The sequence below is a fragment of the Stenotrophomonas panacihumi genome (assembly GCF_001431645.1).
GTDB lineage: Bacteria > Pseudomonadota > Gammaproteobacteria > Xanthomonadales > Xanthomonadaceae > Stenotrophomonas_A > Stenotrophomonas_A panacihumi.
In genome coordinates this window covers 22,694-36,597 of sequence record NZ_LLXU01000076.1, presented here as the reverse complement: position 1 = coordinate 36,597, position 13,904 = coordinate 22,694, and the positions used below count along the sequence as shown (strand labels likewise).

General features: G+C 69.0%; 8 protein-coding genes. 2 read left to right on the top strand and 6 right to left on the bottom strand.

Annotation, left to right across the window (positions count from 1 at the left end; translation table 11 throughout):
• Window positions 1-39: 39 nt before the first annotated feature.
• Window positions 40-1,050, top strand: coding sequence for a transporter (locus ARC20_RS09240; RefSeq protein ID WP_057646491.1), 1,011 nt, complete (start codon window positions 40-42; stop codon window positions 1,048-1,050).
• Here the strand turns inward: ARC20_RS09240 and ARC20_RS09235 are convergent.
• Both ARC20_RS09235 and poxB read right to left on the bottom strand, forming a co-directional pair.
• Entirely contained in the window at window positions 1,004-3,607 is a 2,604-nt protein-coding gene (locus ARC20_RS09235; RefSeq protein WP_057646490.1) for a methyl-accepting chemotaxis protein, read from the bottom strand. The two genes, ARC20_RS09240 and ARC20_RS09235, sit on opposite strands and share 47 nt — an antisense overlap.
• Window positions 3,608-3,789: 182 nt before the next feature.
• Entirely contained in the window at window positions 3,790-5,511 is a 1,722-nt protein-coding gene (gene poxB / locus ARC20_RS09230) for a ubiquinone-dependent pyruvate dehydrogenase (RefSeq protein WP_057646551.1), read from the bottom strand.
• 207 nt (window positions 5,512-5,718) lie between these two features.
• On the opposite strand from poxB, the gene ARC20_RS09225 reads away from it, so the two are divergent.
• On the top strand, window positions 5,719-7,401 hold the full coding sequence (locus tag ARC20_RS09225; RefSeq protein ID WP_057646489.1) for a glycoside hydrolase family 43 protein: 1,683 nt from the start codon (window positions 5,719-5,721) through the stop codon (window positions 7,399-7,401).
• A gap of 24 nt (window positions 7,402-7,425) precedes the next feature.
• On the opposite strand, the gene ARC20_RS09220 is transcribed toward ARC20_RS09225, so the two are convergent.
• From ARC20_RS09220 to ARC20_RS09205, 4 genes are all read right to left on the bottom strand, one after another.
• Entirely contained in the window at window positions 7,426-8,247 is an 822-nt protein-coding gene (locus ARC20_RS09220; protein WP_161809483.1) for an aldose 1-epimerase, read from the bottom strand.
• The gene (locus tag ARC20_RS09215; RefSeq protein WP_057646487.1) at window positions 8,240-9,259 is read right to left on the bottom strand and encodes a glycoside hydrolase family 43 protein; all 1,020 of its coding nucleotides are present in this window, start codon (window positions 9,257-9,259) and stop codon (window positions 8,240-8,242) included. Before ARC20_RS09215 ends, ARC20_RS09220 begins: the two co-directional genes overlap by 8 nt.
• Before the next feature lie 24 nt (window positions 9,260-9,283).
• A complete protein-coding gene (locus ARC20_RS09210) occupies window positions 9,284-10,762 on the bottom strand; it encodes an MFS transporter (protein ID WP_057646486.1) in 1,479 nt (492 codons plus the stop codon).
• Between the two features lie 86 nt (window positions 10,763-10,848).
• Complete coding sequence (locus ARC20_RS09205) at window positions 10,849-13,725, bottom strand: TonB-dependent receptor (protein ID WP_057646550.1); 2,877 nt, start codon at window positions 13,723-13,725, stop codon at window positions 10,849-10,851.
• Window positions 13,726-13,904: the final 179 nt, after the last annotated feature.

Below are 13,904 nucleotides of genomic sequence, written 5' to 3'. Positions count from 1 at the left end.
TTCGGCTACGCTTCGCGCAGCAGCCAAGGCGTTGGAACCATGCGCATCATCGAGAACACCTATGGCTCGGACGACAACGGGCTGATCTGGGGCTACCGCTTCCATCCGGAACAGCCCGCCGAGCCGATCGGCACCGAGGCGGCCGCCGCGTTCCTGCAGGAAGCGCCGGACGACGGCAGCTTCCTCTGGTTGCACTTCGCCCTTTCCAACCAGGGCACGGAGCGTTACCTGCGGCGTGCACTCGCGTTGCCGGATGCCTTCCACGATTCGCTGCACAGCGAAGTGGGCGCCACGCGGCTGGAACTGGACGACGGCGCGCTGGTGGCGGTGATCCACGACGTGCTGTTCGACTCCAGCTTCGATGCTTCCGACGTGGGCACCACCAGCCTGTGCATCGGCCCGCGCCTGCTGGTCAGCGCCCGCCTGCGGCCGCTGCGCTCGGTGGATCGCCTGCGCGCGGACATCCGCGGCGGGCAGCCGTTCCGCTCGCCGGTCGAACTGCTGGCGCACCTGCTGCGCGACCAGGCCAACGTGCTCGGCGACATCCTGCGCAAGTCCACGGCCCAGGTGGACCGCATCGAAGACCGCCTGCTCGCCAGCCAGGTATCGACCGACCGCAAGGCGCTGGGCGCGCTGCGCCGCACGCTGGTGCGCCTGCAACGCCTGCTGGCGCCCGAGCCGGCGGCGCTGTTCCGCCTGCTCAACCGGCCGCCGGCGTGGATCAGCGCCGACGACGTCATCGACCTGCGCCAGGCGGCGGAGGAGTTCTCCACGGTGATCGCCGATTCGGCCGCGCTGGTGGAACGGGTGAAGCTGATCCAGGAAGAGCTCGCCGCGTTGGTCAACGAGCAGACCAGCCGCACGCTGTTCGTGCTCACCGTGGTGACGGTGCTGGCGCTGCCGGTGAACCTGGTGGCGGGCCTGTTCGGCATGAACGTGGGCGGCATTCCGCTGGCCGGCCACGCGCATGGTTTCGCCACGGTGGTGACGATGCTGGTGCTGCTTACGGCAGTGCTGGCGTGGTTCTCCTTCCGTCCGCGCGGGGATTAGACGCCGGCGCCTGCGCCCGCACCCGGAACACCGCCACCGCCTCGGTCAACGCGGTGGCCTGCGCCTGCATCGCGTGCGCCGCCTCGGTGGCCTCCTCCACCAGCGCGGCGTTGCGCTGGGTGGTCTGCTCCATCCGCCCGATGCCAGCGTTGATCTCCTCGATGCCGCCGGCCTGGCTGCGCGAGCCGCCGGAAATATCCGCCATCAACCGCGCGACGCCGCTGATGCGGCCCATGATCTGGCCCATCGTCTCGCCGGCCTTGTGCGCCTGCGCGGAGCCCGCGGCCACGCGTTCCACCGAGGCGCCGACCAGCGCCTTGATCTGCCGGGCCGCGTCGGCCGACCGCTGCGCCAGGTTGCGCACCTCGCCGGCCACCACCGCGAAGCCGCGGCCCTGCTCGCCGGCCCGCGCCGCTTCCACCGCCGCGTTGAGCGCCAGCAGGTTGGTCTGGAAGGCGATGCCGTCGATCACCGCGACGATCTCGCCGATGCGCCGCGAAGCCGTGTCGATCTCGCGCATCGTACCCACCACGCCTTCCACCACCTCGCCGCCGCTGGCGGCCACCGCCACCGCGTCGGCGACCAGGCGGTCGGCCTGCTGCGCGGCATCGGCGTTCTGGCGCACGATGGCGGTGATCTCCTCCATCGCCCCGGCGGTATCGCGCAGGCTGGCGGCCTGCGCCTGGGTGTGCGCGGACACGTCGCCGTTGCCGGCGGCGATCGCCATCGCCGCCTCGTTCAACGTCCCCGCGGCCGACTGGATGTCGAGCACGATGGCGCTCAGCTGCGCCACCGTCGCATTGGCGTCGTCACGCATGCGCGCGAACACGCCGGCGAATTCGCCTTCCATGCGCACGCGCAGGTCGCCCTGGGCGAGTGCGGCGAGCAGGTGCTGGATGGCGTCGAGCTTGTCCTGGAAGGTATCCAGCAGGTGGTTGATGCTCAGCGACAGCGTACGCACGAAACCCTGCTTGTCCTGCAGCGGCACGCGCCCGCCGAGTTCGCCGCGCGCCGCGCCATCCACCAGCGCGGCGATCTCGCCCTCCACCACCAGTTCCAGCGCCCGGCTGCGCCACTCCACCGCCGCGCCCAGCCGCTGGCCTTCCACCACGATGGGGCTGGCCGCCAGCACGTAGCGCGTGCCGCCGAGTTCGATCTCCTGCGCGTGCGCGGCATCGCCGGCTTCCAGCTGGCGCTGCAACGCGCCGAACGCCGGATGCAGGCGGCTGGCCGGCGCGCCCATCAGGTCGTCCGCCAACGCCAGCGCCTGGCCGAGCGCGCGGTTGGCATAGCCCACGCGACCCTCGGCATCGAGCAACAGCAGGCCGGTCTGCACGCTGTCCAGCGCCTGGCGCGCGCGCTCGTTGTCGCGCGCGGCCGCCCGTTCGGCCTCGAAGCGGCCGCGCAGCCTGGCCTGCATGTCGCGCAGGCGATGGGCGAGCTGGCCGATCTCGTCGTGCGGGTTGTGGATGCGCAGCTCGGTGTCGAGGCGGTCGTCGGCGATATCGTCGGCAAAACGCAGCGTGTCCTCGATCGGCTGCCGTACCGCCTTGAGCACGAGCACCAGCACCGCCACCACCACGCCCGCCACGATCAGCCAGATCACCGCGAACAGCCCGGTCATCCAGCGTCGCTGCGACTGCTGGCGCTCGCGCGCCGCCTCCAGCGAGGCGCCCTGGGCCTGCGAGAGCGCGCGCAGTGCCGGGGTGATCTCCGCCGCGGTGCCTTCCAGCGCCTGCGCCTCCACGTCCAGGCCGATGCGCGCGGCGGTATAGGCCAGCAGCGCCTGCTGGTAGGCGTCCATGCCATCGCGCAGCGTGGCGGTGTCGGCCGCCGGCAGGCGCGCGGCTTCCAATGCGAGGTCGAACGGCATCTTCTGCTCGCTCACCTTGTCGGTCTGGCTGGCGTCGCCGGTGAGCAGGAACTGCGACTCGAAGCGACGCATCTTCTGCCACGCGGCCGCCAGCGCCGGGCGTGCGGCCGCGTCCACTGCCGGGTCGATCGCCTCGGCGCGGGCCTGCAGCTGCGCGCGCAGGCTGGCGTCGCCGCTGCCCATTTCATCCACGCGCTGGTTGAGCGAGGCGATGCCTTCGGCGAAGGCTTTCACCTTGGCGGCCACATCCGCCACCTGCGCGCCCACCGCTTGCCCGGCCGCCTGCTTCTGCAACTGCGCCAAGGTTGCCAGCAGCTGCTCGTGGGCCTGCTGCAGCGCCTTGCGATCCTCCTCGCCCTGGCGCGCGGCGTAGACGGTCTGCAAGCGGCGCGCTTCGGCCACCTGCTCGCTGAGCCGGCCGCTGAGCGCGGCCTGCGACTGGTGCGCATCGAAGATGCGCGCGGCGCTTTCCACGCCCGCGCTGGCGCGCCAGTAGGCCAGGCCGATCACCAGCAGGCCGATGCCGCAGACCACGAGGCTGGCGCGGATCTTGCGCGCGATGCCCCATTGGGCGATCGTGGCCGGGCGATAGGCGGCCAGGGTGTGCGGCATCCGTGCGCGCAGGGTGTCCAGGAGGGCGCGCACGCGGTCCATCGGCGCGGAGGTTCCTTGGGGGGCGGTCATGGCAGGGATGTCCGAGGCAGAAAATCGCATCGGTATCGGCCGCTGGCGCAGGGACTTTAGGGCTGTTTTCGCGAAGCCGGAGGATGCGGCGAGCCGCAATGCACGGCCGGCGTTTCTCGCGCAGGGCGAAGCACGCGGCCGCAACACTAAGCCGCGTGCGCTTCACTGCGATGACAAGGCCGCTAGCGCCGCAGGTTGACCTTGGCCAGGTCGAGCACCTGCCCGCCGCGTCCATCGAGCACGGCCTTGAGCAGGAACAGGCCGAAATCCTTCGCCTGCCCCCATGAGGGCTTCGGCGGCATCACCAGTTCCTGCCGCGCGCTCACCACGTCCACCAGCGCCGGGCCGGGATGCGCGAAGGCGGCCGCCAGCGCATCGTGCAGTTCGCCCGGTCGCTCCACGCGCCAGCCCGCCACGCCCATCGCGCGCGCCATCGCGGCGAAATCCGGGTTGACCAGTTCGCAACCGGTATCCAGCAGGCCGGCGGCCTTCATCTCCAGCTCCACGAAGCCCAGCGTGCCGTTGTTGAGCACGATGACCTTCACCGGCAGGCCCAGCTGCGCGAGCGTGATGAAGTCGCCCATCATCATGGTGAAGCCGCCATCGCCGGACAGCGACACCACCTGCCGCTGCGGATGGCTCGCCTGCGCGCCGATCGCCTGCAACATCGCGTTGGCCATCGAACCATGGTTGAAAGAGCCCAGCAGGCGGCGCCCGCCGCCGAGCCGCAGGTAGCGCGCCGCCCACACGGTGGGCGTGCCGACATCGCAGGTGAAGATCGCATCGTCCGCCGCCAGCTCGCTCACCAGCCGGTTGAGCTGCTGCGGGTGCACCACCTCGCCGTCCGGTTCGATGCGCGCCAGCTCGTCCAGTTCGGCGCGGGCCTTGGCGTAATGCGCGCGCGCATCGTCCAGGTGCGAGGAGTCGGTCTTGGTGGAGAGCAGCGGCAGCAGTTGCGGCAGCGCGTGGCGCAGGTCGGCCTGGATGCCCAGCTCCACCTGCGTGCGGTTGCCGAGTGATTCGGGATTGAGGTCAATCTGGATGACCCGCGCATCCTCCGGATAGAACTGCCGATACGGGAAGTTGGTGCCGAGCAGCAGCAGCGTGTCGCAGGCCTTCATCGCCGCGTAGCCGGAAGAGAAGCCGATCAATCCGGTCATGCCGACGTCGTACGGGTTGTCGTGCTCCAGCCATTCCTTGCCGCGCAGCGCATGCACGATGGGCGCGCGCAGTTTTTCCGCCAGCGCGATGACCTCCTCGCGCGCCTGCGCGCAGCCGGCACCGCACAGCAGCGTGACCTTGCCGGCGCCATTGAGGATCTCCGCGGCATGGCGCAGCTCGGCCGGCGCGGCCTGCACCACCGGCGCGGCCGGCGCGATCCACTTCGGCAGCGGCGCCTCCAGCGGCTTGAGCGCGGTATCGCCGGAGATGACCACCACCGCCACGCCCTTGCGCGCGATGGCGGTGCGCATGGCGCGGTCGAGGATCTGCGGCAGCTGCTCGGGCTGGGAGACCAGCTCGACGTAGTGGCTGCATTCCTTGAACAGGATTTCCGGGTGCGTGGCCTGGAAATAGTCGATGCCGATCTCGCTGCTCGGAATGTGCGCGGCGATCGCCAGCACCGGCGCGCCGCTGCGGTGGCAGTCGAACAGGCCGTTGATCATGTGCAGGTTGCCCGGTCCACAACTGCCCACGCATACCGCCAGCTCGCCGGTAAGCTGGGCTTCGGCGCCGGCGGCGAAGGCACCGGCCTCCTCGTGGCGCATGTGCACCCATTCGATGCGGCCGCGCTCGCGCAAGGCGTCGGTGAAGCCGTTCAATGAATCGCCGACCACGCCGTAGACGCGTTCGACCCCGGCGATTTCCAGGACCTGGGCCATGTATTCGGCGGCGTTCTGGCGCATCACGAGCTCCTGCGAGGGGGAATGCGGGCAGCGTAGGCCGGTGCGGGTGACGGCGGAATCATCCTTGTGGATGAGCGGCCCATCCCCGGGGGCGATGCGTTCCCGCATCACGCATGGCATAGCAACGTGCGAAAACTTCATGGCACGGGCGTCCACGCGGCCGCGGCGCGTGGTTTCATGCCCGGTCCGACCGGGAGGAGGCACGGAATGAAACAGGCTTGGCGATGGGCATGGCTGCTGCTGGCGGCATCGGCCGCGCACGCGGGCGAGGCCCGCTTCACCGAAGTGCGCTACCAGGGCGATGACGGCGGCCCGACGCCCACCGCCGCGCAATACCGCAACCCGATCCTCGCCGGCTTCTATCCGGACCCCTCGGTGGTGCGCGCCGGCCAGGATTTCTACCTGGTCAACTCCAGCTTCGGCTATTTCCCCGGCCTGCCGGTGTTCCATAGCCGCGACCTGGTGAGCTGGCGGCAGGTGGGCAACGCGATCGAGCGCCCCACCCAGCTCGACCTCGGCCAGAACGAGCTGACGCGCGGCCTGTTCGCCGCGTCGATCAGCGAGCACGCCGGCACGTTCTACATCACCAACACCTGCTTCTATTGCGACCGCGGCAACTTCGTGATCACCGCGAAGGATCCCGCCGGGCCATGGTCGGACCCGCACTGGCTGGGCTTCGAGGGCATCGACCCCTCGCTGTTCTTCGACCGCGACGGCCGCGCCTACGTGGTCAACAACGGCCTGCCGGAAGGCAAGCTGCGCTACGACGGCCACCGCGCGATCTGGCTGCAGCAGCTGGACCTGTCCACGATGCAGATGACCGGCCCGCGCAAGGTGCTGGTCGACGGGGGGGCCGATCCGGCCACGAACCCAGAGCATGTCGAAGGCCCGCACCTGTTCCGCCATGGTGACTACTACTACCTCACCGCCGCCGAGGGCGGCACCGGGGAGCAGCACGCGCAGATGGTCTATCGCAGCCGCGAGCTGTTCGGGCCGTACGAAGCGTGGCGCGACAACCCCTCGCTGACCCAGCGCGACCTCGATCCGTCACGCCCGGATCCGATCACCTCGGCCGGCCACGCGCAGTTCGTCGAACTGGCCGATGGCCGCTGGTGGGCGGTGTTCCTGGCCACGCGCCCCTACGAGGGCAACCACTACAACATCGGCCGCGAAACCTTCCTGCTGCCGGTGCAGTGGGTGGACGGCTGGCCGCGCGTCCTCGCGCACGGCGAGCGGATCCCGGTGGTGGCACCGCGCCCCGCCCTGCCCCGCACGCCGGACGCCACGCCGATGAGCGGGCCGATGGCATGGCGCGAAACCTTCACCGCGCCGCGCCTGCCGTTCGCGTGGGTCAGCGTGAACGCGCCGCGCGCGCACTGGTTCGACACCGGCCGCGGCGGGTTGCGGATCACCCCGTCGGCGACGCCGCTGGGCGAATTCGCCAGCGGGCAGCCCAGCTATCTCGGCCATCGCCTCCAGCACCATCATGCCGACGTGCAGGCCACGGTGGACGCCGCCGAGCTGGCCGCCGGCGAGCATGCGGGGCTCGCGCTGCTGCAGAACGAAAGCCACTTCTATGCGCTGGCGTTGTCGCCGGGAAGCGATGGCACCATGCTGGCGCTGTGGCGCCGGGCAAGTGGCGAGGCGCCGAAGCAAGGTGTCGTGGTGGCCTCGGTGAAACTGCCGGCCGGCATCCACTCGGCCCGGCTTCGATTCGTGCTGGCGAACGCGGGCTTGCGCGCGGAGTACGCCACCGGAAACGGCGAGTGGCAGGTTTTGCGCGATGACCTGGATGCCAAGCTGCTGAGCACGCAGACCGCGGGCGGATTCATCGGCGCGACGTTCGGCCCCTACGCGTGGCGCGACGGCGAGAACGCAGGCACGTTGTAGGAGGGGCTTGCGCCTCGCGACGGCTCAGCGTGCCGTCGCGAGCGTCCACTCCGTCCACGTCGAGACCTCGCCGCCCGCCGGCAACACGTCATCGCGCAGGTTGAAGGCATCCGGCGGGCCGCTCTGCGGCTCGAAGCACGTCGCGTGCGGGGTTTCGTCGTAATACACCCAGTGGTCGCCTTCGGCGCGCAGCACCATCTGCTGTCCTTCGTGCCACAGCACCACCGCGGCGTCGCACAGGTAGCAGTCGTCCTTCGGCCCCGGCGGCATGGCCAGCGGCAGCGTGGCGATGCCCTCCGCGTCGCGCGGGTAGTAGGCATTCGGTTCGAAGGTGAAACGTACGAGCTTGCGGAACCACGGATGCCAACCCAGCACCGGCATCGGCATGGCCCGCGCGCCGGCCACCAGGCGCATCTCCAGCCGCAGCCGGTCCGGCATGACCTCGACGCGCTGTTCGACGCGGCCGCCGAACGGCCATTGCGCGTCCTCGCCGAGTTCGAGCGCAAGCGTCAATGCCCGCTCGCTGCGCGAGGTGACCTCCCACGCCCGCAGGAAACCCACGCCGTGGATGGCATGCGGGCCGAGGCTCGGCGGCAACTGCCAGGCCTTTCCGTCAAAGGCGAAGCGCCCGTTCCGGATGCGTCCGGCCCACGGCACCATCGGATAAGCGCCCCACGCGATGGCGGCATCGAAGCCGTCATCCGGCCCGACCAGCCAGTCCACGCCCGCATGGCGCAGCTGCGCCACGCGCCCACCTTCCGCCGGCGCCACCGTCACTTCCAGCGCGCCGGCCCGCAAGACGATGCGCTCGCCCACCGGCAGCGCTGTCATTGCAACGTCAATCATGGCCGTACGGATCGAGCGTGGCGATGCGTCCGCCGGCATCGTGGTGCAGCTCGGCCACCTTCATCGAGCGCAGGTGCGTCACGCCGCCCGACAGCAGCGAGTCGTGGTAGTACAGCCACCAGCGCCCCTCGAACTCGACGATGGAATGGTGCGTGGTCCAGCCGATCACCGGGTTGAGGATGCGGCCCTGGTAGGTGAACGGCCCGTACGGGTTGTCACCGGTCGCATAGCAGATGTAATGCGTGTCGCCGGTGGAATAGGAAAGGTAATAGCGCCCGCCGTGGGTGTGCATCCACGGGCCTTCGAAGTAGCGGCGGTCGTGGTCGCCGGCGCGCAGCGGCTGGCCGTGTTCGTCGAGGATCAGCAGTTCGCGCGGCGGCTCGGCGAAGGCCCTCATGTCCGGGGTCAGGCGCGCCATGCGCGGGCCGAGCGCGGGCGTGTCGGCCGGCGGCTCTTCATGCGCGGCGTCGTAGCGGTTGTCGCGGTATTTCTGCAGCTGGCCACCCCAGATGCCGCCGAAGTACAGGTAGTGCGCGCCGGACGCATCGGCGAATACCGCCGGGTCGATCGAGTAACTGCCTTCGATCGGCGTGGCTTCGGCAACGAACGGGCCTTCCGGCGTATCGCCGATCGCCACGCCGATCTGGAAGATGCCATCGGCGCGCTTGGCCGGGAAATACAGGTAATAGCGCCCTTCGAATTCGGCGCAGTCCGGCGCCCACATCTGGCGCGCGGCCCACGGCACGTCGCGCACGTGCAGTGCCACGCCGCAATCCACCGTTTCGCCTTCGGGATGGTCCTGGCGATAGACGTGGTAGTCCTCCATCGCGAAGTGGTCGCCGTTGTCGTTGAACGCCACGCCCCCGTCCACGTCATGCGAGGGATAGATGTAGACGCGCCCCTGGAAAACGTGGGCGGAGGGGTCGGCGGTGTATTGCGCGGTCACCAGCGGGGCGGACAGCGCGCTGCGCCGCAGTTCCGCCAGACGTTCCGGGTCGATGTGTTCGCTCATGGGCTGTTTCGTTGAAAGGGAAGATCAGGCAGTCGCCGCGGCGCGGCGTGCACCCAGTTCCTGTTCGATGCGCACTTCGGTGCGCTTGTCGATCTCGTACAGGAACAGCAGCGCCACCGCCGCCAGGAAGGGAATGGAGGCATACACGCTGACCGACAGGCGGATGCCATCGGCCACGGCCGGCGCCTGCGTCGTGGCGCCGCCGTCGTAGCCATAGTGGGCCAGGATCGCCGCCACCAGCGCGCCGCCAATGCTCAGGCCGATCTTCAGCCCGCACAGCATCGCCGAGAAAATGATGGCGGTGGCACGGCGATGGTTGCGCCATTCGGAGTAGTCGGCCACGTCGGCGATCATCGCCCACAACAGCGGCGTGGTGATGCCGTAGAAGAAGCCGTGCAGGATGTAGAACAGCACCACCAGCCCCACCGCCTGCGGCGGGAAGAACAGGTAGGCCAGCAGGCACAGCGTGGAAACCAGCAGCGCGCCGCCGAACACGTCGCGCTTGCCGAAGCGCTCGGCCAGCCGACGCGAGAAGCCGATGCCGATGATCATCGCGATGATGCCGCCGGCGCTGAACAGGCTGAAGGCCGAGGTCGGTGCGTCCTGCGGCCACTGGAACGCGGAAAGACCCAGGCTGGCGAGCAGGTGGTTGAGCCCGGCCAGGAAGCGGTTGAAGCCGACGCCATCGATGAAGGCCGCCAGGTCCGCTTCGCTGAGGTAGTACTTGAAGTAGTAGATGTACATGCCCCCCTTCAGCGCGAGGGTGACGAAGACCAGGATGGTGAGCAGCAGCATCACGATCCACGGCCGGTTGCGCATCAGGTCGGCGAGGTCCTGGCGCACGCTGCCGCCCTCGCCCGCCACCGGCACCACGCGCTCGCGGGTGGTGAAGAAGGTGATCAGGAAGAACACCGTGCCGATCACCGCGAACACCGCCATGGTGTGCTGGAAGCCGAGCGCCTTGTCGCCGCCGCCCAGGATCAGCACCAGCGGCAGCAGCAATACCTGGATGATGAACTGCGCGATCATCACCGCCACGAAGCGGTACGCCGACAGGCTGTTGCGCTGGTCCATGTTGCCGGTGAGCACGCCGCTGAGTGCCGAATACGGCAGGTTGTTGGCCACGTAGACCAGCATCAGCAGGCTGTAGGTCGCCAGCGCGTAGGCGATCTTGCCGTGCTCGCCCAGGTTTGGCGTGGAGAACGCCAGCAGCGAAAGCAGGCCGAACGGCACCGCCGTCCACAGCACCCACGGGCGGAACTTGCCCCAGCGGCTGCGCGTGCGGTCGGCGACGATGCCCACCACCGGGGTGAACACGAAGGCGCCGAGCAGGCCGACGCTGAAGATCACCGTCGCCGCGGCGGCCGCCGGGATGCGGTAGACATCGGTATAGAAGAAGGCCAGGAAACTGATCAGGGTCTGGAAGATCAGGTTCGCCGCCAGGTCACCCAGGCTGTAGCCGATCTTCTCGGTGACCGATAACGGTGCGGACGTGTGGTTCATGGATTCCCTGGCCGAAGAAGAGGAAGGCGCGACCGCCGCGCCGGATGCCTGGAGGGGTGCCCCGGCGGCGGCGGTCGCGTGCGGCGTCAGAACGTGCCGCGAATGCCGAGCATGATGGTACGGCCCGGGTAGTACAGGCTATAGGTGGCGTTCGGCCACGCGAAGGTGGTGCGCAGCGGCTCGTCGGTGATGTTGGTGACGTTGAGGGTGATCTGCGGCTTGGACGGCAGGTTCTCCAGCGTGTAGCTCGCCGACAGGTCCATCTGGCCGCGGGCGTCGGCGTTGAGCCGCGCATACGGGATGCCGTTCTGGTTGGCGCCGGAGATGATCATGTCGTCGTTCCAGGTGTAGGAGACGCGCGCCGACACCGGGCCCTTCTCCCAGTACACCGTGCCGTTCCACAGGTTCGGCGCCACGCCCTCGGCCACCGCCGGCACGCCATCGCCTTCCGAATCCTGGTTGACGTGCGTGTAGTTGGCGGTGAAGCCCAGGCCGTCGAGCACCACGTCCAGCGGCTGCACCCAGATCGCTTCCACGCCGCGGATGTTCAGCACGCCATCGGCATTGACCTGGGTCTGTACGTCCACAGTGGCCGCGTCCGGGCCGCCGCGCTGCTGCAGCGCCGCCTGCTGGGTCGGCAGCAGGCTGTCGTAAGGCACGCCGAGTTCGTTGAACGGGATGCGGCGCACGCCGTTGACGGTGAAGCCGTTGATGCGCTTGTTGAACAGGGTCAGGCCGACATAGCCCTCGCCGCCGGTGTACCACTCGCCGCCCAGGTCGAAGTTGGTCGCCAGGTACGGCGCCAGGTTCGGGTTGCCCTGCGAAGCGGTCTGCGCGGAGGGGTCGCTGAAGTTCGTCGCCGGGATCATCGCGCTCGGGTTCGGGCGGGTCATCGTGCGCGAACCGGACATGCGCAGCACGACGTTGTCGGCCACGTCCCACGCCAGGTTGAACGAGGGCAGCAGTTCCTTGTAGTCCGAATCCAGCGACTGGTAGCTGCGCACGCCGCTCAGCGTCACCGGCCCGCTGATGGTCTGGTCGGTGGTGACATAACGCATGCCCGCGTTGAAGCGCAGCGTGCGGTTCCACACCTCGGCCTCGGCGTTGGCTTCGACGTAGAAGCCCCAGTTCTTCTCCTCGATGCCGCCGGTGGACGCACCGGTGTTGGCCGAGTTGCTCTCCGGCGCGGAATCGCGCAGCGCGTAGTAGTTGGTGTCACGCATGAACCGGTCGAAGTCCACGGTGATGAAGCCGTACGGGCCCGGGCGCAGGTAGGAGGCCAGGTCGGCCTGCGGGATCGCCGAACCGGGGCCGCCAGTGCAGGTGGTGCCTGCGCCGCGGCACACGACCTGTTCCCACGCCACGCTGTTGTCGAAGCCCTGGATGCGGCGCTCGGCTTCGTCGTAGGCGAAACCGACCTTGACGTTGCGCTTGTCGTCGCCGAACTGCAGGTCCGCGCGCGCGCCCTGGGTCTCGGTGACGCGCTTTTCGTTGTTGATGTTCACGCGCCCGCCGGTCCAGCTCCAGCCCAGGTTCGGGTCGTTGAGGTCCAGGCCGCTGCTGATGGTGGGCTGGTCGCCGCCGGTGTTCTCGTACTGCACGGTGGTGATCGGCGAGTTGACCAGGATGGTCGGCGACTCGCGGAACATCCAGCTGCGGCTGGCGTTGGCCTGCACGGTGAGCTTCACGTCCTGCGCGTCGCCGAACAGGATCTCCGCGCCCGGGTTGACGCTCCAGAACTTGACGTCTTCGCGGTAGGGGCGCGCTTCGAGGAAGTACTGCGCGTTGGCGAACGTGGCGCTGGTGACGACGTTGTTCGCATCGACCTGCATGTCCACCGGCACCATGCTGCCGTTGCGGCCGATGAGGTTCATGTCGATGCGGTTGTTGGTGCGGTGCGCTTCGGAGTACAGCGTGTCGAGGTAGAAATGCAAGTCGTCGCTCGGGCGCCATTCCATCGACAGCACGCCCGAATCACGGTTGCGCTCGCCGTCCATGTAGACGTTGCGGCCCAGGCGCGGAATCAGCGCTTCGCTGATCTGGTTGATGTCCAGCCCCGGGTTGTGCGCGAGCAGCCAGTTGGCGTCGATCACCTCGCCCGGGGTCAGTCCGGCAGCCGCGCCGCTGGCCGGCACGGTATCGGGAATGCGCCAGTTGCCGCCGCCGCCGACGTTGCACGCCGCCGGCTGGTTGGTGGCCGGCGTGCCGGCCGGCGGGGTCAGGCCGCACTGGGTGTAGGTCAGGCCGGGGTTGGTCCAGCCCACGCTCTCGAAGCCTTCCAGGCCCAGCTTGCCGCGCGTGGAGGTGACGCCGCCGAGGATGCCGAACGTGCCCGACTCGTTGGTCCAGCTGCCGATCAGCGTGCCGTTCGGGCTGATCTTGTCCGAGGTGCTGTTGTAGCCGCCCTGCAAGGCGTAGGTCAGGTGCGTGCCCGGACGGTCGAACGGACGTGCGCTGCGCATGTCCACCACGCCGGACACGCCGCCTTCGAGCATGCTCGCCGTCGGCGTCTTGCTGACGGTGAGCTGGGTGAAGAACTCGGTCGGGAACAGGTTGAGGTCGACTTCGCGGTTCTGGTTCTGCGCGTCCAGGCCGATCGAGGCGGTGGCGATGCTGGCGCCGTTGAGCGTGGTCTTGGTGAAGCTCGAACCCAGGCCGCGGATGGCGATGTTGGTGCCCTCGCCATTGACGTCACGCGAGAGCTGCACGCCCGGAATGCGGCTGAGCGACTCGCCGATGTTCATGTCCGGGAACTTGCCGATGTCCTCGGCATACACCGTGTCGGTAAAAGTCACCGAATCGCGCTTGGCGTCGGTGGAGAACTGGATGCTGCGGCGGTAGCCGGAGACTTCCACGCGGTCCAGCGTGACCGCGTCCTGGCCGCTGGCGGCCTGCGACTGCGTAGGCTCGGGCTGCGCGCTGCTGCCCGTCGCCTCCTGCGCGAATACCGGGGCGGCGGCCATGCCGATCAGCGCCAGGCCCAAGGCATGCGACAACGTGGTACGTGCGAATTGTGTGTTCACCCTCACTCCCTTCCTTCATTCGTAAACGGATGGCGCGCGGCGTTGACGGCGCCTGTTCTGGTGTCGATCGCGTGTGGCGTGGGGGAGACCCGGGGAGGGTCGCGGCGCATGGTAGCGCT